Raw genomic sequence first — 19,704 nt, forward strand, 5'->3', positions numbered from 1 at the left:
GTCATGCGAAACCCCATGCTTGCCACATGTTTTACCGGCTGAACACCATTATTGACAAGCTCGGGACGCAAGGAACAGAGGGATTACCCCTTCCAGCAACCAATGATTGTAGCCTAGGCAATTTGTGGATTAACTCCTTGTCAAGCCCCTTTCTCAAGGCTTCTTGGAATAACTTTTGCGCTGGTTCAAGGCTTCTCGCATTTCCGCCAGAGAAAGCACGGTCTCCGGGCGAACACTGAGCCGTGGACGGGGCTTGAAGGCATGCCCGTAGATGATTTCGAAGGTCAGCTGCAGCGGCGCGTTGGCCAGCGCCTGATGCAGTTGCTCGCGCCATTGCCGTCCGCGCAGACCAGGGAAACGCTGAGGATGCAAATTGCGCCCCAGGCCACGCAGCTCTTCCAGCAGCCGCTGCGGCGTCTCGAATGTCAAGGTGATGCGCTCCATGTCCATTACCGGCTCGGCAAAGCCGGCGCCCGCCAGCATGTCGCCCCAGTCATGCATGTCGGTGAACTCATGCGAGGGTGCCGGCCAGCCCAGGGTCTGGTAAAGCCCGCGCAGTTCCTGCAAAGTGTCCGGCCCGAGGCAGGAAAACATGACAAAACCATCCACCGCCAGGGCGCGATGCCACTGCGCCATCAAGGCTTGCGGATCGGCCGCCATGTGCAATGCCATATTGGCCCACAGCATGTCAACGCCGCCTTCGGCCGGCTGCGCAAAGCGGGTCGGCCGGCCCTTCCAGCGGGCAGGATGCCACCAGGATTTTGCGATTGTTTTGGCAGCGTACTCTTCCTTCGTTTCATGCGTCTCCATCACAAAACAGCCGGCATCCGGATAGCGACGCGCCAGCAGCGCGTGGGCCTGCAGGCCGCCGCGCACGGGCTCCCAGTGCGCCCAGTTGTGGGGTTGGAGCTTGATCCATTCAAGCCGTTCTTCCATGCGCCGCGCTACTTCTTCATGCAGCCACGGCGACGGGCCGGGAGGCATTTGCTGCCAGCGCCGGGCGGCTTGGGGATCAATGGTGGGGGGGCGCTGTGTGGACATGATACGTGGCGGGAAGTGGTCGCCAGAGTATATTGACTCGATGTTTCCCGGCTTGATCAAAAGGGTGTTTGAAGCACTGCCCAGCCAGTGCATGGTGTGCCGTGCCTGGCCGGCCCAGACTGTGTGCGAAGCGTGTGTGAACCGTTTTGCCCAACCACAGCCGCGCTGCCAGACCTGCGCGCTGCCGGTGCCGGCAGGCGTGCGGCAATGCGGTGTGTGCGTCAAGACGCCGCCGCCTCTGGATGCCTGTTTGGCTGCCGTGTCCTATGCCTACCCGTGGTCTGACTTGATTGTGGGCTACAAATTCCATGACCAGCCAGGCTGGGCCAGCGCCTTTGCCCTGTTGCTGCGCAGCGCCCCATGGGTGGAGCCGGCACTGGACGCCGCGAGCATGGTGTTGCCCATGCCGTTGTCGAGAGTGCGCCTGCAAACGCGCGGCTTCAACCAGGCGCTGGTGCTGGCGCGGCAGCTCGCGCCGACCAAAACCGACAGCCGCCTGCTGCTGCGCATCAAGGACACGCCACCGCAAAGCGCGCTCAAACGCGCCGAGCGGCTGAGCAGCGTCAAGGATGCGTTTGCCGTCGAGCCCTTGCGGCTCAGGCAGGTCAAGGGCGCACGGCTGGTGCTGGTAGACGATGTCATGACCAGCGGCGCCTCGCTGTTCGCGGCCGCGCGGGTCCTGCGCGCGGCCGGCGCGGCACATATTACCGGACTGGTGATTGCACGAACGGACATGGACCCCTGATGTCACCGCGCCGGTGCGGGGACAATACAGCCCTATGTTTCATATCGTCCTCGTCGAACCCGAAATCCCGCCCAACACCGGCAACGTCATCCGTCTGGCGGCCAACACCGGCTGCATGCTGCACCTGATTGAGCCACTCGGATTCTCCATGGACGACAAGCACATGCGCCGCGCCGGGCTGGATTACCACGAGTACGCCACGCTCAAGCGCCATGCCAGTTGGCAGGCATTTCTGGCAACCGAAACCCCGGCGCCTGAGCGTATGTTCACGCTGACCACACGGGGCACGCGCAGCCCGTATGAGGTGGCATTCCAACGCGGTGACTGGCTGGTGTTTGGCTCCGAGACAAAAGGAATTTCTGACGCAGTACGCGCCGCGTTCGGACCCGCCCAATGCCTGAAACTGCCCATGATCACAGGTCAGCGCAGTCTGAACTTGTCCAACGCGGTGGCCGTCACGGTGTTTGAAGCCTGGCGGCAAAACGGGTTTGGCGCAGCCACGACGACATCCACCGCCACCTGACATGGTCAAGCGCACCAGCACGGAATCAGTCTCGCTATGGATAGTGCCGCGTCAGTGACTCGGCCACACACACTGGCTTCGTTGCGCCTTCGCGTTCAATGGCCACGGCCCAGGTCATTTGTACGCCGCCCTTGTCGATGGGCTCACTGCTGAGCAGCGTGATGCGGGCGCGCAGGCGGCTGCCCACCGGGACCGGCGCCGTGAAGCGCACTTTGTTGAGCCCGTAATTCACGCCCATGCGGGCCTCCACAATGGTCAGGGACGACTCAAGAAACTTCGGAATCAGCGCCAGCGTGAAAAAACCGTGCGCGATGGGGCCACCAAAGGGTCCGGCCTTGGCCTTCTCGACATCCACGTGAATCCACTGATGGTCTCCGGTGGCTTGGGCAAACTGGTTCACCTGCTCTTGTGTCACGGTGACCCAGTCGCTCACAGCGATTTCCTGACCGGCGAGATTGGACAGTTCCTTGAGGGTTTGAAATGTTTTCATAGCGCCACTGTAGCGACGCGCGCCCTGGACGCTTGTCAGATGAGCGACAAACTGGACGGCGTGTGACTTTGCGCTATCTTCGCGGCATGGACGAACACCAGCGCACCCTCTCGGAAGAAGCGATCTACCTCATCGCGGCCCACCCCAACTGGCGTGAGTCGCGCGTCAACCGGCGCCTGCTGGACATGGCGCGCAGCGTCGCGCGGGTCGACAGCAACGATTTGTATACCCGCTACCCGGACTACTTTATTGATGTCGCTGCCGAGCAGGCACGACTGGCCGCCGCGCAACTGATTGTGCTGCTGCACCCCATCCAGTGGTATTCCATGCCGGCCCTGCAAAAGCTCTGGCTGGACGAGGTTCTGACCTACGGCTGGGCTTATGGCGCGGGCGGCGACGCCCTGCGCGGCAAAGACCTGTGGCTGGTGGCCACCACCGGCAGTCCGTCGGACTCCTATCACCCGCAGGGCTATAACCGCTATTTTTTTGACGCCTTCTTGCCGCCCTACGAACAAACGGCAGCCCTGTGCGGCATGCGCTTTTTGCCGCCGCTGCTGCTGCACGGTGCACACAGCGTCTCCGAAATTGAAGTCTCGCAGCATATCGAGGTCTTCGGGCAACGCCTGCAGAGCTACCCGCGCTGGCCCGAGATGGACGAACTTGGCAACTGCGTGGCCTGCAATGTGCCGGTGGCCGACCGCGCCAAGGATTGACATGGAACACATCCCAACCTGGCTGAGCAACAGCTTCATTTACCTGAGCGCCGCCGTCATTGCCGTGCCCTTGAGCAAGGCCCTGGGCCTGGGGTCCATCATCGGTTACCTGGCGGCGGGCATCGCCATTGGCCCGTGGGGCCTGGGACTGGTGACCAATGTCGAAGACATCCTGCACTTCGCCGAATTTGGCGTGGTGTTGATGCTGTTTTTGGTCGGGCTGGAGCTGGAGCCCAGGCGCCTGTGGAGCCTGCGCCGTCCGATCTTTGGCTGGGGCAGCGCGCAGGTGCTGGGCTGCGCTCTGCTGCTGACCTTGGTCGCCCTCGCCTTCGGCGTCGGCTGGCGGGTGGCCCTGGTGGGGGGGCTGGGGCTGGCCTTGTCCAGCACGGCGATTGCGCTGCAGTTGATGGGCGAGCGCAACCTGCTGCCCACTGGCAGCGGCCAGGCGGCGTTTTCCATCCTCCTGTTTCAGGACGTGGCCGCCATCCCGATCCTGGCCCTGCTGCCGCTTCTGGCCCAGTTTTCAGCATCAAATGAGACTCTAGCCCCCGTCAATCATGCGCAAGAAGCTCTCAAAATAATAGCAGTCATCGCCGGCATCGTGCTCGGTGGGCGCTTGCTGTTGCGACCGCTGTTTCGCTGGATCGCGCGTTCCAGAACGCCCGAGATCTTCACCGCCGCCTCCTTGTTGCTGGTGGTGGGCATTGCCGGGCTGATGCAGCTGGTGGGTCTGTCCATGGCGCTGGGCGCCTTTCTGGCCGGCGTGTTGCTGGCCGAAAGCGAGTACCGGCGCGAGCTGGAAACCGATATCGAGCCTTTCAAGGGTCTGCTGCTCGGCCTGTTTTTCATCGCCGTCGGCATGAGCATCGACTTTGGCGTGCTGCGCCAGTCGCCGGGGCTGATGGCGCTCATCGTGCTGGGCTTTCTGGCCGTCAAGGGCACGGTGATTTACACGCTGGCGCGGCTGATGAAGTTACCGTTTCGCGAGCGGCCCCTGTTCACGCTGCTGCTGGCGCAGGGCGGCGAATTTGCCTTCGTGGTGTTTCAGGCGGCCGCCGGTGCCCACATCTTCCCGGCGCAAACGGCTTCGCTGCTGATCGGCGCCGTGGCCGTCTCCATGCTGGTGAGCCCGCTGGTGCTGGTGGCTATTGACAAGCTCCTGTTGCCGCGTTACGCCGAGCTGGACAAGGTCACGATGGCGGAGATTTCCGAACCGCAGGAGGCGCCGGTGCTGATTGCCGGGTTTGGCCGTTATGGGCAAATCGTGGCCCGCGTGATGCTGGCGCAAGGCATACCCTGTACCGTGCTGGAGCATGACGCCGAGATGATCGAGGCGGTGCGCAGCTTCGGTTACCGCGTGTTTTATGGTGACGCCACCCGGCTGGACCTGCTGCGCACGGCCGGTGCGGCCCGCGCCAAAATTCTGGTGCTGGCGGTGGACGACGTGGCGCAGTCGCTGGCGATTGTGGACCTGGTGCAGGAACACTTTCCCGCGCTGCAGATCGTGGCGCGTGCCCGCGACGTCACCCACTGGAACAAGCTGCGCGACCGCGGCGTGATGCGGGTGGAGCGCGAGATGTTCGAGTCCAGCCTGCGCAGTGCGCGCAGCGTGCTGGAACTGCTGGGGCACGGCGCCTTTGAAGCGCGCCAGACCGCCATGCGCTTTCGTCAACACAACCTGGCACTGTTTGAAAAAATGCATCCCCATTACCGGGACCGCGCCAAGTTCATCGCCGTGGTCAAACAGGGGCGCCAGCAACTGGAAGAGCAAATGGCGCAGGAGCGCGCCGAACGCGCCGAACGGCGGCCGCCGGGCTGGGACACCTGAGCCGGGCCATGTCTACCCCCTACACCCGTTGCCCCAAATGCGGCCACCAGCCGCTGCCGGCTGTGCAAGCCTTGCCGACCGCCTGCCCGCAATGCGGAGTGATCCTGGCCAAGGTGGGTCAAGTGGCACGCCGGGCCTCACCCGCGCCTGACGCCGACACCGATGGACACAGCGATGAACCGGGCTGGACGGCGCTGCTGACTCATGTGCCGGAGCGGGTGGATGCGATGCACTTCTGGGCCCGCGCCGCGCTCCTGGCGGGTCTGGCCTTCTGGGGCAGGCAGCTGATCGGGATGGATTACCGCACCGGTGAGATGGGCGCGTCCTTCCTCCACCGGCCGATTCTGGTGTTTCACGAAGCCGGGCACGTCATCTTCATACCGCTGGGGCAATGGATGATGGTGCTGGGCGGCACCTTGGGCCAGTTGATCATGCCCGCCATCCTGGCCGGCGCGCTGCTGATGAAGAACCGCGACCCCTTTGGCGCAGCGGTTGGTCTGTGGTTCTTGGGCGTGTCGGTGCTGGACGTAGCGCCCTACATGTATGACGCGCTGCACCCGCAACTCATGCTGCTGTCCGGCACCACGGGCGAGGAAGGTGGGCACGATTGGATTTATCTCTTCTCCAGCCTGGGGCTGTTGTCGAAGGCGCAACTGATCGGCGACCTGACGCACAAGCTCGGCGCCTTGGTCGTGCTGCTGGCGCTGGGCTGGGCCGCATGGTTGCTGCGGCGGCAGTATTCCCGGGTGGTAAGGCCTGTCGTAGAGGAGAGGTGAGGCTTGTTCGTAAACGACTTATGTATTGGTAGCCGGCCGTATCGGCCGGGGGTAATATGCCGTCAGCGCCACCCTACTTCATGACTCCATCAAAATTTATCCCGACCTTGCTTCGCTGGGTCAACACGCTCAAATTCAAGATCGTGGCCATGGCGGTCCTTGCAGGCGTGATGTCGGCGGTGGTCACGACCGAGCTTGTGCTGACCACCACGAAGACCGACATGCTGCGCTTGCTGCTGCAAAACGACAGCGACAACCGTGAACGCATGGCGGCGATGCTCGCCAACAAGCTCGACATGCTGCAGAGCACACTCACCGCCGTCGCCCGCAAAGTCAATCCGGACATGTGGCAAGACCCCGAGGCCATGACGCGCTTCCTGATGGACAAGCCGGCCATCAACACGCTGTTTGACAACGTCCTGGTCGCGCGCGCCGACGGCACCATGCTGGTCCGTCTGGTCAAGGGCGAACGCACTGCGGAGCTGCCCAATATCGCCGACCGTGAGTATTTCCAGCAGGCGATGAAGACAGATCAACCCGTGGTGTCGCAACCCCTGGTCGGTCGGGTCACCAAAACACCGATTGTGATCATTGCCATACCGGTGCTCTCGCCCGATGGCAAGGTGGCCGGCATCATCGGCGGTACGCTGGCCCTGGGCTCCGCCAGCCTGTTTTCGGACCTCGGCGGCGCAGAATTGCAGGCCGGTTCGCGCAGCCTGGTCATGAACCGTTCCGGCGTCTTGCTGGCGCACCCTGAGCCGTCCCGCGTTCTCGGGCGGGCCGCGGACGAACCGGGCCTGGCCGACGTCTACGCGCAATGGCGCGATGTCGGCAGCCCCATTGACACCCAGGGAGTCGCCACGCTGTCGGAGGGGCACATGGTGTCGATGGCCGGCATACCGATGTCGGATTGGGTGCTGGTGCATTTGACGCCCCAAGCCATTGCCTTGCAGCCAGTGGTGGCCGCCCAGCGCACCGCCTGGCGTGCGGCAGCCGGCGTTGCACTGCTGGCCGCGGCGCTGGCGGGCATCCTGGCCTGGTACGTGACGCGTCCGATCTCCAAATTGAGGGCTCGCGCCATAAGAATGCTGTCGCAGGAAGGCTCCTCCGCCGAGGGCTGGCCCAAGGAAGGTGGTGAAGTGGGTGAACTCGCGATTGCCTTCCAGCAGGTGGTCGAACAGCGCCAGCGCCGGCAAGGGGAAACGCAAGCCCTGCTACGACAGCTGGAAGCGGTGCTTGACCTTGCCGATGTCGGCATCGCCCTGACCCGCCACGGCCATTTTGAACTGGTGAGCAGTCACTTCTGTCATGTCTTTCGCTGCGAGAAGCAGCATGCCATCGGTCAACCCACGCGCATGATCCACGCCTCCGACGACGCCGCCCAGGCCCTGTCGGCGCGCGCCCACCCGGCCTTCATGGCGCACGGCGCCTTCGACGGCGAGGTGGAGTTGATGCGGCGTTCGGGCCAGCTGTTCTGGGCCCATTTGCGGGGCCGTGCGGTGGTGTCGGGGGATCAAGCGCAAGGCACCATCTGGACCGTGGAAGATGTGACCGAGGCGCGCGAACAGCGTGAGCGCCTGACCTGGGCGTCAAGCCATGACTCACTCACCGGCCTGGCCAACCGCCCGGCCTTCGAGGCGCTGCTGGCACACGCCACGGCACGCGCCGATACCGAGCCTTTCTGTGCGATGTTCATCGACCTGGATCACTTCAAGCCGGTCAATGACACGGGCGGCCATGCCGCGGGCGATGCGCTGCTGCGCGACGTGGCGCATGAACTCGCCGCCCAGGTACGTCAGACCGACACGGTGGCCCGGCTGGGCGGCGACGAATTTGCGGTGCTGCTGGCCCGATGCCCCCTGTCCCAGGCGCTTGACATTGCCGAGAAGCTGCGCAGCGCGGTAGTGGCCTACCGGCTGGTCTGGGAAAGTCAGAGCTTCAGCGTCGGGGCCAGCATTGGCCTGGTGTCGGTCAACGCCTCCTACGGCAGCGCCGCCGATGTGTTGCGCGCCGCCGATGCCGCCTGTTACGCCGCCAAACTGCAGGGGCGCAATTGCGTGGTGGTGCACGATCCACAGGCCATACCCGATGCGGATGAGTTGGCAGCGCAACGCGCCGTTCGCTGATTTTTTGATTAAATAGGGCTGTAGCCCTCGAACCATATGCGCATGATGCTATATTAAATATAGCATCTAACGCACCGCATCCCACACCAGCTTGGTGCCGGTCAGAAACATGCCCAGGTACAACAGGCGATAAAACAGCACCGGACTGATACGCCGGGCCAGGCGCACTCCCACCCACACGCCCAGCGGCGCGACCGGCAGCAGCACCAGCGAGGTCGCCATGTTGCGCGTATCCAGCAAGCCCAGCCAGGCATACGGAATCCATTTGGCGAGGTTGATGATGAAAAAGAAAAACGCCATGGTGGCCGTGAACTTGACCGGCGACAGGCGCAGCGGAATCACGTAGGCGTTGATGGGCGGGCCGCCGGCATGGGCAATGAAACTGGTAAAGCCCGAGGTCGCGGTCAGGATGGCACCCAGCCATTTGGGCGGCGGCGCGCTGTCCACCTTGGGTGGAAACAGCAGGCGCTGCGCCAGAAAAAGCAGGGTGAACCCGCCCACAATGCCGGCCACGGTGTGGGCGTCCAGCACCTTGAACAGCAGCGCCCCAATCACGATGCCGACCAGGCCACAGGGGATCAGGAACTTCAGCAGCTTCATGTCGAAGTCATTGCGAAACGCCGCCATGCCCAGCACGTCCATCACCAGCAGCACCGGCATCAAAATGGCGGCGGCTTCGGGCACCGTCACGGCCAGCGCCATCATGGGCACGGCCAGCGAGCCAAAACCGGCGCCGAAACCACTTTTGCTGATGCCCAGCAGCAGCACGGCGGGAACAGTGACGGCGTAGAAATAGGGGTCGGTGATGAGGGGCAAGGCCATGGCGCGAAAATCCTGACATGAACAATATTCAATCCTGGGGCGAGACCCTGAGGCTGCTGGTCGAACTGGCCGGAACCGCAGCGTTCGCATTGTCGGGCGTTTTGGAGGGGGCCCGTAAGCGGCTGGACGCCGTCGGCGTCTGCGTGGTGGGTTTTCTGGCCGCGTTTGGCGGTGGCACGCTGCGCGATTTGCTGCTGGACCAGCGGCCCTTCTTTTGGGTCCGTCATGTCGACCTGCTGTGGGGCCTGCTGGCCTTGTGCGTGCTGGCCATGCTGTTCCTGCGCCACCGGCATTTTGAGCTGACGGAAAGAGGCATTCAATGGCCGGACGCGCTGGGCCTGGGTCTCTTCACCGCCACCGGCGTCGACCAGGCGCTGGGGAGCCAGATGCCGGCGCTGGTGGCGGTGTTGATGGGCTTGATCACTGGCGTGTTTGGCGGCGTGCTGCGCGACATCGTCTGCAACGAAATCCCCAGCGCGTTCAACGACCACCGGCCCTATGCGGTGTGTGCGTTTGCTGGTGGCTGGGCTTACGTGGGCCTGTGGCAGGCTGGCGCACCGGACTGGCTGGCGCTGGTGGTGTGCGTCGGCATCACGGCCGGCTTGCGCGCACTGGCACTGTGGCGCAACTGGGAACTGCCCGCTTGGCGCGTGTGACGCAGCGCACCAGGCGGCCTGAAGCACGACAATACGGACCACTATGTTTTCACCCTCCCAAGCCGATGTTCGCCGATTTTTTTGCTCGGTTTATGCCAAAGCCCTGGCGGGTCAACCGCTTGAAGCTATTGAAACAATAGCAAACCTGTGGATTGACGAGCACCCTGAATACCACGCCGAGCTGGCCGACGTCGATGCCGCCCTGCTGGCCATGGGGCAGGCGGAGGAAGGCAAGAGCAATCCGTTTTTGCACCTGTCCATGCACCTGTCGATCAGCGAGCAGTGCAGCATTGACCAGCCGCGCGGCATCCGCCAGGCGGTGGAGCTGCTAACGCACCGCCGCAACTCGCTGCACGCCGCCCACCACGAGGCCATGGAGTGTCTGGGCAAGATGATCTGGGAAAGTCAGCGCGCCGGTCGTCCGCCCGACGGCGAGGCCTACATCGCCTGCGTACAGCACCACGCGACGCGGGACTGACACAACACACCAACAAAAAAGCCGCTCAATGAGCGGCTTTTTTGTTGCGGGCAGGCAAGCGTTTACTTGAACTTGCTTTGCGGCACCGTCTTGAGTTCACCCGGCAGCGAGCTCAAATATTTGGCCATCTCCTTGAGTTCCGCGTTGGAGAATTGCTTGGCCACGCCACCCATGATGCCGTTTGCCCGGCCCCAGGTCGCATTGCCCTCGGTCTTGTACGACTTGAGCGCCACAAACAGGTAGTCAGAATGCTGGCCAGCGATCTTGGGGTAGCTGGGGTCAATGGGCTTGCTGAAGCTGTCGCCATGGCAGGAGACGCAAGCACCTTTGCTGACCAGCGCAGCGACGCGGGCATCGCCATCGGCCGCTTTGCCTGGTGCGGGCGCCGCCTCAACTTTGCCAAGCCCTTCATAATGGGCGGCGATATCGGCCATGTCCTGATCGCTCAGGTTGTCAGCAATGCCACGCATGCTGGGGTGTTTGCGGTCACCCTTCTGATAGGCGGTGAGTGCGGACACAATGTACTTGGCGCCCTGACCGGAGATCATGGGGACTTTGTAGATCTCGGGGAAGCTGGCCTGATAACCCTGGATGCCGTGGCAGCCAATGCACATGGCGATTTTCTTTTCGCCGGCTTTGGCATCACCTTTGACCTCCTGGGCATGGGCAGAAAAGACCGTCGCACAAGCGACAAGCAGGGCAGACAGTGACGGCAAGAATTTGTTCATTTTGAGAGGACAATCAACCAGTGTTTGAGATAGATCAACCATCCATTATATCGATCAACAATCCTTCAGCTAACTGCTGTTTTCCCTGATCAAAGCAGAACCATGAAATTCCAAGGAACCAAAAACTACGTTGCCACCCAGGACTTGATGCTGTCCGTCAATGCAGCCATCACGCTCAAGCGCCCGCTGCTGGTCAAGGGCGAGCCCGGCACCGGCAAGACCATGCTGGCCGAGGAAGTGGCCACCGCCTTGGACATGCCACTGCTGCAGTGGCACATCAAATCCACCACCAAGGCGCAGCAGGGCCTGTATGAATATGATGCGGTCAGCCGCCTGCGCGACTCGCAACTCTCCAGCGTGGACGGTGGCGAGCGCGTCAAGGACATCAACAACTACATCGTCAAGGGCGTGCTGTGGCAGGCCTTCACGGCCGAGCAGCCGGTGGCACTGCTGATTGACGAAATCGACAAGGCCGATATCGAGTTTCCCAATGACTTGCTGCGCGAAATCGACCGCATGGAGTTTTATTGTTACGAAACCCGTCAGCTGATCAAGGCCAAAAACCGGCCGCTGGTGTTCATCACCTCGAACAACGAAAAAGAATTGCCCGACGCCTTTTTGCGTCGCTGCTTTTTTCACTACATCAAGTTCCCCGATGCCGACACCATGAAAAGCATTGTCGACGTGCACTTTCCCGGCCTGAAGAAAGAGCTGCTGACGGCCGCCATGAAGACTTTCTATGACGTGCGTACCCTGCCGGGCCTGAAAAAGAAGCCCTCCACCAGCGAACTGCTGGACTGGCTCAAGCTGCTGGTGGCCGAAGACATCCCGCTGGAGGCGCTGCAGAGCAAGGACGACAAGGTGGCGGTGCCGCCCTTGGTCGGTGCCTTACTCAAAAACGAGCAGGATGTGACTTTGTTTGAAAAACTGGTGTTCATGCAGCGGCATAACCGCTGAACAGGGAATCGTTACACATGGATAAATCATTGTTGATCGAAGGCCTGTCAGATGCCATCGGCTTTATCGGTGGCGCCCTGTTGGGCTTCTGGATCGGTCGCCTGTTGGGCCTGGACATCTTCAGCGAGGGCTACGACAACGCCAGCGTGGCCGGGATCGTGCTGGTGGGCCTGGGCGGCGGTATCGGCCTGCAGCTGGCCCGGCGCTGGCGCAAGCGCCGCAATGCCAAAGCCGAAGACTGAGAAAGATTGAACATGGCCTATGTTGAGCCTGTGACCCTGGCCGCCCGCGGCATTGCGCTGGTCCCGCTGGCGCTCACCCATGAAAGCGGCCTGCGCGCCGCCGCCGCAGATGGCGAACTGTGGACGTTGCGCATCACCTCGGTGCCCGAGCCCGAGCAAACCCGCAAATACATCGAGGATGCACTCGCCATGCGCGAGGCCGGCAACCGCTTTGCCTTCTGTGTGACGGAGGCGGCCACCGGTACCGTGTTGGGCTGCACCAGTTTTCATGACATCGTGCCTGCGGTCCGGCGCGTGGAAATTGGCTGGACCTGGTACGCCAAACGCATCCAGCGCACCCACGTCAACACGACGGCCAAGCTGCTCATGATGACGCACGCGTTCGAGACCCTGGGCTGCCATGTGGTGGGTTGGCGCACCGATAACTTCAACTTTGCGTCCCAGGCGGCCATCGAACGCCTTGGCGCCAGAAAAGACGGCGTGCTGCGCGGTCACGCCCTGCGCCGCGACGGCACCATTCGCGACACCGTGATGTACAGCATGCGCAGCGGCGAATGGCCGGAAGCCAAGGCCCAGTTGTTGTATTTACTGGACAAGCCGCGCGCTTGAGGACCGGTCGAGACCTGTTGAACTTGCACCAGGAGAGACACCATGCTGATTGACTTCTTCTACACCCTGCGCTCGGCCAAACTGCCGGTGTCGGTCAAGGAATACCTCACCCTGCTCGAAGCCCTGAAGGCCGGCGTGGTCGGTCCCAACACGCCCGAGCCTGAAGGCGACGCCGAGGCGGCTGGCTACAAGATTGAGGACTTTTATTACCTGAGCCGCACCACGCTGGTGAAGGACGAGAAGCACTACGACAAGTTCGACCGGGCCTTTGCCGCCTACTTCAAGGGCGTGGAGATGGTGGCCGACTTCACCAAGGACATCCCGCTGGAGTGGCTGCGCAAGAACCTGGAGCTGGAGCTCAGCCCCGAGGAGCGCGCCAAGATCGAAAAAATGGGCTGGGACGAGTTGATGGAAACGCTCAAAAAGCGTTTTGAAGAGCAAAAGGAACGCCACGAAGGCGGCTCCAAATGGATCGGTACCGGCGGCACCAGCCCGTTTGGCGCCTACGGCCAAAACCCGCAAGGCATTCGCATCGGCCAGGACAAGAGCCGCAACCGCAGCGCCGTCAAGGTGTGGGACCAGCGCGCCTACAAAGACTACGACGACGCGCAAGAGCTAGGCACCCGCAACATCAAGGTGGCGCTGCGGCGTCTGCGTAAATTTGCGCGTGAGGGCCATGAAGAAGAGCTGGACCTGGACGACACCATCCATTCCACGGCGGCCAATGCCGGCTACCTCGACATCAAGATGCGGCCGGAGCGCCACAACAACGTGAAGGTGTTGTTGCTGATGGACGTGGGCGGCACGATGGACGACCATATCCAGCGCGTGGAAGAATTGTTCAGTGCCACCAAATCGGAGTTCAAGCACCTGGAGTTCTATTACTTCCACAATTGCGTCTATGACTTCATGTGGAAGAACAACCGCCGCCGTTTTGCCGAAAAATTCCCGACCTGGGACATCATTCGCAAATACAACAAAGACTACAAGCTCCTGTTCATAGGCGACGCTACCATGAGCCCTTACGAGATCTTGCAGCCCGGCGGCAGCGTGGAATACAACAACGAAGAGGCCGGAGTCGAGTGGCTGCAGCGGCTCACCAACGCCTTTCCCAAATTCGCCTGGATCAACCCCGAGCCGCAAGGCGTGTGGCAATACCGCCAAAGTATCAGCGTGGTCCAACAGCTGATGAACCAGCGCATGTTCCCACTCACGCTCAAGGGTCTCGAAGAAGCGATGCGCTTGCTGACAAAATAGCCGGATGTTCAGGCGACCCAAGAAGACACTTTCCAAAACGCTGACGCAAACGCTGCTTCTGGGGTCGGCTCTTTTTGTTTTGATTGCAGGATTTTCCGGAGCCGTGCAGGCGCAAACGCCGGGCACCAGCCCGACCCCCGTTGCAAGCGCTGTCGCCACCTCGCCAACACTGGCGTTTGACATCGAAATCCAGGCACCAGCAGAGGTGAAGGACTACCTGCAACGACACATCGAACTGCAGCGCTACCGCGAGTTGAGCGATCTCGACACCAATGAAATGACGCGGCTATTGACGGCAGCGGAGCGCAATCTGAAAGACCTGCTGGGCACCTTGGGTTATTTTTCGCCAGCCATTGATCTGGCCGTGCATGACACGCCCGAAAATCCGAAAGCCGCGCGTCACGTCGTGATCACTGTGCAGCCGGGCGAACCCGTCAAAATCAGCGAGGTCGCGCTGGAATTCACGGGTCCGATTGAGCAAGATGAGACCACGCTGGCGCAGCGCCAGACCATCCGCGCCACCTGGACCTTGAGCCCTGGCATGGCATTTACCCAGGCAAACTGGGACGCCGCCAAGACACAGGCGCTGCGGCTGCTGACCGCCCAGCACTACCCCACGGGGGGCATCCAGTCCAGCCGCGCCGACATTGACCCGGATACAAGAACCGCCCGGTTAAGCGTCACCCTGGACTCCGGCCCGGCCTACCAGTTGGGGCCTGTGCAGATTAGCGGCACACAACGTTACGACACGCAACTAGTGACCCGCCTGGCCCGCTTGGAACCGGGCACTGACTACAGTCAAACCCAATTGCTGGAAGCGCAGCAACGTCTGGCCGACAGCGGCTTCTTCGACTCGGTGTTTGTCTCGCTCGACACCACGGGGGACCCGATGGCCGCACCGGTGCTAGTGCAACTGCGCGAGGCGAAACTGAAGAAAATCGTGCTGGGCATCGGGGCCAGCACCGACGGGGGGGCGCGGCTGTCCATGGAGCACACGCACAACAAAGTGCCGGGCATTGGCTGGCGCGCGGTATCCAAAATCGCCGTGGACCGCGAAACCCAATCCTTGGGGACAGAGTTGACCGCACCACCCGATGATTCCGGCTGGCGCTGGATGACCTCGGCCTTGTTTCAAAACCAGACCTCAGGCAGTTTCGAAGTGGACAGCCAGCGCTATCGGGCCGGCCGCGGAAAGGCCGGTGAACGCATTGACCGCAACTATTACCTGCAATACGACCGTGCCAAAACGTCCGGCGAGGGCTTGCCAACCGTGGCCGATGCGCTCAGCGCCAACTACGCCTGGACCCTGCGCAACTTCGACAGCCTGCCCTTTCCGTCCAGCGGTTACGGCCTGGGCGCAGAACTGGGCGGCGGGGTTACGCTGGGCAACACGCGCGAACCCTTTTTGCGCACCCAGCTGCGATGGCTGGGCCTGTGGCCGCTGACGAGCGAGCAGGCCGGCACGCGTGCCGCGATGCGTGCTGGCCGCGTGGCCCTGCGCGCCGAGGGCGGCATGGTACTGGCACGTCCCGGCGCGGAACTGCCCAGCACCCAACTCTTCCTCACCGGTGGCGACACGACTGTGCGCGGTTATGCTTTCCGAAGCATTGGCAACGAACTGCCCAGTGGCGAAATCGCGCCTGGTCGCTACCTGGCAGCCGGCAGTGTGGAGTGGCAGCGCCCCATTGTGGTAAACGACAAACTCACCGATTGGGAGAGCACGGTTTTTCTGGATGCCGGAGCGGTCGCCGACAAGCCCTCAGCGCTGCGCGCCAAGGTGGGCGTGGGTGCCGGGGTTCGCTGGAAAAGTCCGGTGGGGCCGCTGCAAATTGATCTAGCCTATGGCGTCGCTGTCAAAGCACTGCGCCTGCACCTGAGTGTGGGGTTCACCTTCTGATGAAGTTGCGTCGGGTTTTCAGATGGCTCACGGGCCTACTAACCACGGCGGTGTTGCTGGTCGGCGCCCTGCTTCTGGCGTTCTGGATCTGGACCGATAGCGACACGTCCCTGGCCACGGCGCTCAGGCAGGCATCGCGCTACCTGTCTGCCGGGCAGGTGCTGGTGGCCGAGGATGTGCGCGGCTCACTGCGCAAAGGGGGCCACATTGGCTTGCTGCGCTGGGAGAGCAATGGGCTGGTGATTGAAGCGCGCCAGGTCGATCTGGCCTGGCAACCGAGAGCCCTGTTTGACCGCCGGCTGCAACTGGACACGCTGCACATCGCCCAACTCAGCGTTGAAGACCAGCGTGCGCCCAAGCCCGCCACGCCGCTGGACACCTTGCTGCTGCCGTTTCAGGTGGACTTGAACTTTGTCATCGACGCATTGCACTGGGCGGGCGCGAGCGCACTGCAGGCCACGGCCGTGTCGGGCCGCTACCAGTTCGAGGGAACGCGCCATGCACTGACGCTCAAGAGCGCCCAGCTGGCGGCGGGCCAGTACCAGGCCCAGGCCAGCGTGCTGGCTCGCGCCCCCTTGACGCTGGATATGCAGGTGCAAGGCGCTGTGCAAGCCCCCCTTCCCGGCACTGCGCAGCCGCTGCCGCTGACGGCCACTGCCTCGGTGCGCGGCGATCTGGCGGGGCCCAATGCCCTGCTGGATATAGAGGCCAGGCTGCAGCCTGCCACACCAGCCCCCACGCCACGCAAGGCATCCCCAACTGCAGCGCCGATGCAAGCGCGGCTGACCGCCCGAATCAGCCCCTGGGCGGTACAACCGATTGTCCAGGCCGAGGCCAGTTTCAGCGACTTGAATCTGGGCGCCTTGTGGTCCCAGGCACCCCAAACCCTGCTCACCGGCAGCGCTGCGGTGCAGCCTGACACGAAGGCCCCACGCCCCGCCACCGGCCCCATCTGGCAAGCGCAGGGCAAGCTCGCCAACCGGCTCAGTGGCCCCTGGAATCTGGACCGCCTGCCGGTAGAGGCGGCACAGGCGCGCTTGAGTTTCAGCGACGGGCAGTGGCAGGTGCAGTCACTCACCGCCGACATCGCGGGCGGGCGCCTGGCCGTGCAAGGTCAATTGACCGCGGCCAAAACCAACAACGCGCCAACTGCGGCCATTTCAGGCTGGCAAGCGGAGGCGACGCTGAAGGACATCAACCCGGCTGCCGTGCACACGCAGCTGGCGGCGGCACGCATTGACGGCCAGCTCAAGGCCACGGCCGCCGCGCAGGTGATTGACTTTGACACCCGCCTGCAGCCTTCGGCCAGGCAACCCGATGCGTCCAGATTGAAGGGTCTGCATCTCAAAAACGCCTCCGCCAAAGGGCGCTGGGCCGATGGCACCTTGAGTCTGAAGAGCCTGCAACTGCAAACCACCGATGCCCTGTTGCGGGGCCAGATCGACGTGCATTTGGCCAGCAAAGCCACGCGCGGCCAAATGCAATTGACGCTGCCGGGCGGACAGGCCGAAGTTCACGGCCAGATGAGTGCGCAGACCGGCAACGGCGAGTTTTCGCTGAACGTCACAGATACGGCCAAAGCTTCGCGCTGGCTGGAGACCTTGCCCGGCGCGCCTGCGCAACTCGTCAGCAAGGCCATTCAAGGCAATGGAGACCTCACAGGCAACTGGGCCGGGGGTTGGCAAAGCCCGGATCTGCGGGTGCGAAGCGAGTTGCGCGCCGTGGTACGTCAACAAGTCGAAGGCCGACCAGAAAGCGGCTCACGCCGCTTCAATCTACAGGCACAGGCGTCGGGCGGGCGCAGTGCCGCGGGCGATTGGCAAGCCGTGCTCAGTGCTGCCCGACTGCAAGCACAGGACGGCCAGCGCCCCGGCAACTGGAGCGTTCAAATCAACCAGCCGGTCAGCTTCGGCTGGAAAAGCCACGCGAGCGGCAGTGTGTTGGAAACCAGCGCCGGCGAAGCCGCCCTGACCGGCCCGATCCCCGGCGCGGCCACCATCGTGTGGCGCCCCATTCGCTGGAGCCGCAGCGGGGCGCGCCAGGCGCTGCAAACGCAAGGCCGTCTGCAAGGCGTGCCTTTGGCCTGGCTGGACCTGCTGGGCAGCGCTCAGGTGGCGAATATGGGCCTGCGCGGCGATCTGGTTTTTGATGGCGATTGGGACGTGCTGGCGGCAGACACCCTCAAAGCCAGCGTCTCCCTGGTTCGCCGCAGCGGCGATATCAGTCTGCTGGCGGAGGGGGACGTTGGCGCCGGGGTCAGTGCCGGGGTCAAGGACGCCCGCATGACCTTGAACGCTGACGGCAACGCGCTGCGCGTCAGCGCACGCTGGGACAGTGAACGGGCGGGCCTGGCGCAAGGCGAATTCCGCACCACCATTACCAGCGGTGCTGACGGCTGGCGCTGGGCCGCCGACGCGCCGCTGACCGGCTCACTGCGGGCGCAACTGCCGCAGGTTGGCGTCTGGTCGATGCTAGCCCCCCCCGGCTGGCGCATTCGTGGCACGCTGGACGCCAACATCGCGCTCAGCGGCACACGCGCCGCGCCGCAGTGGAGCGGCACATTGAATGCCGACAGCCTGGCCCTGCGCTCCATCGCCGATGGCATTGAGTTCAGCAACGGCAAACTGCGCAGCACCTTGCGCGGACAGCGTCTTGACATCCAGGAGTTCAGCTTGCAGGGCGCCACCGGGGGCGGCGGCAGTGGCGGCCTGCTGAGTGCCAAAGGGTTCGCGCAGTGGCTGCCCAACGGCACAGGTGCCACGGCGGGCCTGGCCAAAATTAGCATCGAGCTGGACGCCCAGGCGCAGGCCCTGCGTGTGACGGCGCGCGCCGACCGGCGCCTGGCAGTCACCGGTCAACTGCAGGTCAAACTGCGAGAGGCCAAACTGGAGATCCGCGGCGCGCTCAAGGCCGATCAGGCGCTCTTCATCCTGCCCGATGAAACCACGCCCCGCCTCGGCGAGGATGTGGTGGTGAAATCGGCGGCCAAAAATTCGCTGCCAGCACCCAAGGAGACTGACAACACCGCCTCGACTTCGAACAGCGTCCGCATCGTGCCCGATGTCGCGATCACGCTGGACATGGGGCCTGACTTTCAAGTGCAGGGCCGAGGCCTCAACACCCGTCTGACCGGCACGCTCAATCTGGCCAGTTCGGCTGCCACTGGCAATATCCCGCGCCTTACGGGTGGCCTGAGTACCGTGCGCGGCACCTACAAGGCCTACGGCCAGCAACTCTTTATTGAGGAAGGCGTTCTGCGCTTTAGCGGCCCCTTCGACAATCCGGCACTCGACATTTTGGCCATACGACCCAATTTGAGCGTGCGCGTGGGCGTGCAGATCAGCGGCACGGCACTGTTGCCTCGCGTGCGTCTGTACGCCGACCCGGAGCTACCCGACGCCGAGAAACTGGCCTGGCTGGTGTTGGGCCGCTCCGCCGCCAACGGGGGCGCCGAGGCAGCCGTGTTGCAGCAAGCGGCGATGGCACTGCTCGGCGGCAAAGGGGGTGGACTGTCCGGCAGCCTGAGCCAGGCCCTGGGGCTCGATGAGCTGTCCGTGCGCGGATCGAGCAGCAATACCGACGGCACCACCAGCGCCGCTGCCGTCACGCTGGGCAAGCGACTGTCGCGTGATTTTTATGTCGCCTACGAGCGCAGCATGGCGGGCACCCTGGGCACGGTCTTCATCTTCTACGATCTTTCAAAGCGCTTTACCCTGCGCGCCCAGACCGGCGAGCAGAGCACGATTGACCTGATTTTCACGGTGCCCTATGACTGAGCGTCCGATCGGGCACAGCGTAGCCCCTACAATCCCCGCT

18 protein-coding genes are annotated in these 19,704 nt (G+C 63.1%); 14 read left to right on the forward strand and 4 right to left on the reverse strand.

What is annotated here, in order from left to right; all coding sequences use genetic code 11:
- Positions 1-153: 153 nt before the first annotated feature.
- Positions 154-1,041, reverse strand: a complete 888-nt coding sequence (locus C5P05_RS11625; RefSeq protein ID WP_114970002.1) for a biotin synthase — start codon at positions 1,039-1,041, stop codon at positions 154-156.
- A 40-nt stretch (positions 1,042-1,081) separates the two neighbouring features.
- Between C5P05_RS11625 and C5P05_RS11630 the strand changes: the two genes are divergently transcribed.
- Both C5P05_RS11630 and trmL read left to right on the forward strand, forming a co-directional pair.
- The gene (locus C5P05_RS11630) at positions 1,082-1,786 is read left to right on the forward strand and encodes a ComF family protein (RefSeq protein ID WP_114970003.1); all 705 of its coding nucleotides are present in this window, start codon (positions 1,082-1,084) and stop codon (positions 1,784-1,786) included.
- Positions 1,787-1,820: 34 nt separating this feature from the next.
- Positions 1,821-2,309 (forward strand): tRNA (uridine(34)/cytosine(34)/5-carboxymethylaminomethyluridine(34)-2'-O)-methyltransferase TrmL, encoded by a 489-nt coding sequence (gene trmL / locus C5P05_RS11635; RefSeq protein ID WP_114970004.1) that lies wholly within the window; start codon positions 1,821-1,823, stop codon positions 2,307-2,309.
- 34 nt (positions 2,310-2,343) lie between these two features.
- On the opposite strand, the gene C5P05_RS11640 is transcribed toward trmL, so the two are convergent.
- Positions 2,344-2,799, reverse strand: a complete 456-nt coding sequence (locus C5P05_RS11640; RefSeq protein WP_114970005.1) for a MaoC family dehydratase — start codon at positions 2,797-2,799, stop codon at positions 2,344-2,346.
- 86 nt (positions 2,800-2,885) lie between these two features.
- Here C5P05_RS11640 and C5P05_RS11645 point away from each other — a divergent pair, with 86 nt between their 5' ends.
- The 4 genes from C5P05_RS11645 (at position 2,886) to C5P05_RS11660 (ending at position 8,242) form a co-directional block, all read left to right on the forward strand.
- Positions 2,886-3,512 (forward strand): NAD(P)H-dependent oxidoreductase, encoded by a 627-nt coding sequence (locus C5P05_RS11645; protein WP_114970190.1) that lies wholly within the window; start codon positions 2,886-2,888, stop codon positions 3,510-3,512.
- A 1-nt stretch (position 3,513) separates the two neighbouring features.
- On the forward strand, positions 3,514-5,340 hold the full coding sequence (gene kefC / locus C5P05_RS11650; RefSeq protein WP_114970006.1) for a glutathione-regulated potassium-efflux system protein KefC: 1,827 nt from the start codon (positions 3,514-3,516) through the stop codon (positions 5,338-5,340).
- An 8-nt stretch (positions 5,341-5,348) separates the two neighbouring features.
- Positions 5,349-6,116, forward strand: coding sequence for a zinc ribbon domain-containing protein (locus C5P05_RS11655; RefSeq protein ID WP_114970007.1), 768 nt, complete (start codon positions 5,349-5,351; stop codon positions 6,114-6,116).
- An 80-nt stretch (positions 6,117-6,196) separates the two neighbouring features.
- Complete coding sequence (locus C5P05_RS11660; RefSeq protein ID WP_198674699.1) at positions 6,197-8,242, forward strand: diguanylate cyclase; 2,046 nt, start codon at positions 6,197-6,199, stop codon at positions 8,240-8,242.
- A gap of 66 nt (positions 8,243-8,308) precedes the next feature.
- Here the strand turns inward: C5P05_RS11660 and C5P05_RS11665 are convergent, their stop codons facing one another.
- Positions 8,309-9,064, reverse strand: coding sequence for a sulfite exporter TauE/SafE family protein (locus C5P05_RS11665; RefSeq protein ID WP_114970009.1), 756 nt, complete (start codon positions 9,062-9,064; stop codon positions 8,309-8,311).
- Positions 9,065-9,081: 17 nt separating this feature from the next.
- Here C5P05_RS11665 and C5P05_RS11670 point away from each other — a divergent pair, with 17 nt between their 5' ends.
- Both C5P05_RS11670 and C5P05_RS11675 read left to right on the forward strand, forming a co-directional pair.
- Positions 9,082-9,720 carry a trimeric intracellular cation channel family protein gene (locus tag C5P05_RS11670; protein ID WP_114970010.1) on the forward strand — a complete coding sequence of 213 codons (639 nt, stop codon included), beginning with the start codon at positions 9,082-9,084 and terminating at the stop codon, positions 9,718-9,720.
- A 43-nt stretch (positions 9,721-9,763) separates the two neighbouring features.
- Complete coding sequence (locus tag C5P05_RS11675; RefSeq protein WP_114970011.1) at positions 9,764-10,198, forward strand: DUF1841 family protein; 435 nt, start codon at positions 9,764-9,766, stop codon at positions 10,196-10,198.
- A gap of 62 nt (positions 10,199-10,260) precedes the next feature.
- Here C5P05_RS11675 and C5P05_RS11680 read toward each other — a convergent pair whose 3' ends face one another.
- Positions 10,261-10,926, reverse strand: coding sequence for a c-type cytochrome (locus C5P05_RS11680; protein WP_114970012.1), 666 nt, complete (start codon positions 10,924-10,926; stop codon positions 10,261-10,263).
- Positions 10,927-11,028: 102 nt separating this feature from the next.
- Between C5P05_RS11680 and C5P05_RS11685 the strand changes: the two genes are divergently transcribed.
- From C5P05_RS11685 to C5P05_RS11710, 6 genes are read left to right on the forward strand one after another with little or no spacing between them, the layout of a single operon-like run.
- Complete coding sequence (locus C5P05_RS11685) at positions 11,029-11,883, forward strand: AAA family ATPase (RefSeq protein ID WP_114970013.1); 855 nt, start codon at positions 11,029-11,031, stop codon at positions 11,881-11,883.
- A gap of 17 nt (positions 11,884-11,900) precedes the next feature.
- Positions 11,901-12,125, forward strand: coding sequence for a hypothetical protein (locus C5P05_RS11690; RefSeq protein WP_114970014.1), 225 nt, complete (start codon positions 11,901-11,903; stop codon positions 12,123-12,125).
- 12 nt (positions 12,126-12,137) lie between these two features.
- On the forward strand, positions 12,138-12,734 hold the full coding sequence (locus tag C5P05_RS11695) for a GNAT family N-acetyltransferase (RefSeq protein WP_114970015.1): 597 nt from the start codon (positions 12,138-12,140) through the stop codon (positions 12,732-12,734).
- A gap of 42 nt (positions 12,735-12,776) precedes the next feature.
- On the forward strand, positions 12,777-13,991 hold the full coding sequence (locus tag C5P05_RS11700; RefSeq protein WP_114970016.1) for a vWA domain-containing protein: 1,215 nt from the start codon (positions 12,777-12,779) through the stop codon (positions 13,989-13,991).
- A 4-nt stretch (positions 13,992-13,995) separates the two neighbouring features.
- Positions 13,996-15,888, forward strand: coding sequence for an autotransporter assembly complex protein TamA (locus C5P05_RS11705; RefSeq protein ID WP_114970017.1), 1,893 nt, complete (start codon positions 13,996-13,998; stop codon positions 15,886-15,888).
- Positions 15,888-19,664 carry a translocation/assembly module TamB domain-containing protein gene (locus C5P05_RS11710; RefSeq protein ID WP_114970018.1) on the forward strand — a complete coding sequence of 1,259 codons (3,777 nt, stop codon included), beginning with the start codon at positions 15,888-15,890 and terminating at the stop codon, positions 19,662-19,664. The genes C5P05_RS11705 and C5P05_RS11710 overlap by 1 nt, the downstream gene beginning before the upstream one ends.
- Positions 19,665-19,704 lie beyond the last annotated feature (40 nt).

Source organism: Rhodoferax ferrireducens (assembly GCF_003347515.1).
Classification (GTDB): Bacteria; Pseudomonadota; Gammaproteobacteria; order Burkholderiales; family Burkholderiaceae_C; genus Rhodoferax.

What these genes read in the sequence shown, in the direction of transcription:
- C5P05_RS11625 (WP_114970002.1), bottom strand. Translation starts at nt 1,041, where the DNA reads ATGTCCACACAGCGCCCCCCCACCATTGATCCCCAAGCCGCCCGGCGC.
- C5P05_RS11630 (WP_114970003.1), top strand. Translation starts at nt 1,082, where the DNA reads ATGTTTCCCGGCTTGATCAAAAGGGTGTTTGAAGCACTGCCCAGCCAG.
- trmL (WP_114970004.1), top strand. Translation starts at nt 1,821, where the DNA reads ATGTTTCATATCGTCCTCGTCGAACCCGAAATCCCGCCCAACACCGGC.
- C5P05_RS11640 (WP_114970005.1), bottom strand. Translation starts at nt 2,799, where the DNA reads ATGAAAACATTTCAAACCCTCAAGGAACTGTCCAATCTCGCCGGTCAG.
- C5P05_RS11645 (WP_114970190.1), top strand. Translation starts at nt 2,886, where the DNA reads ATGGACGAACACCAGCGCACCCTCTCGGAAGAAGCGATCTACCTCATC.
- kefC (WP_114970006.1), top strand. Translation starts at nt 3,514, where the DNA reads ATGGAACACATCCCAACCTGGCTGAGCAACAGCTTCATTTACCTGAGC.
- C5P05_RS11655 (WP_114970007.1), top strand. Translation starts at nt 5,349, where the DNA reads ATGTCTACCCCCTACACCCGTTGCCCCAAATGCGGCCACCAGCCGCTG.
- C5P05_RS11660 (WP_198674699.1), top strand. Translation starts at nt 6,197, where the DNA reads ATGACTCCATCAAAATTTATCCCGACCTTGCTTCGCTGGGTCAACACG.
- C5P05_RS11665 (WP_114970009.1), bottom strand. Translation starts at nt 9,064, where the DNA reads ATGGCCTTGCCCCTCATCACCGACCCCTATTTCTACGCCGTCACTGTT.
- C5P05_RS11670 (WP_114970010.1), top strand. Translation starts at nt 9,082, where the DNA reads ATGAACAATATTCAATCCTGGGGCGAGACCCTGAGGCTGCTGGTCGAA.
- C5P05_RS11675 (WP_114970011.1), top strand. Translation starts at nt 9,764, where the DNA reads ATGTTTTCACCCTCCCAAGCCGATGTTCGCCGATTTTTTTGCTCGGTT.
- C5P05_RS11680 (WP_114970012.1), bottom strand. Translation starts at nt 10,926, where the DNA reads ATGAACAAATTCTTGCCGTCACTGTCTGCCCTGCTTGTCGCTTGTGCG.
- C5P05_RS11685 (WP_114970013.1), top strand. Translation starts at nt 11,029, where the DNA reads ATGAAATTCCAAGGAACCAAAAACTACGTTGCCACCCAGGACTTGATG.
- C5P05_RS11690 (WP_114970014.1), top strand. Translation starts at nt 11,901, where the DNA reads ATGGATAAATCATTGTTGATCGAAGGCCTGTCAGATGCCATCGGCTTT.
- C5P05_RS11695 (WP_114970015.1), top strand. Translation starts at nt 12,138, where the DNA reads ATGGCCTATGTTGAGCCTGTGACCCTGGCCGCCCGCGGCATTGCGCTG.
- C5P05_RS11700 (WP_114970016.1), top strand. Translation starts at nt 12,777, where the DNA reads ATGCTGATTGACTTCTTCTACACCCTGCGCTCGGCCAAACTGCCGGTG.
- C5P05_RS11705 (WP_114970017.1), top strand. Translation starts at nt 13,996, where the DNA reads ATGTTCAGGCGACCCAAGAAGACACTTTCCAAAACGCTGACGCAAACG.
- C5P05_RS11710 (WP_114970018.1), top strand. Translation starts at nt 15,888, where the DNA reads ATGAAGTTGCGTCGGGTTTTCAGATGGCTCACGGGCCTACTAACCACG.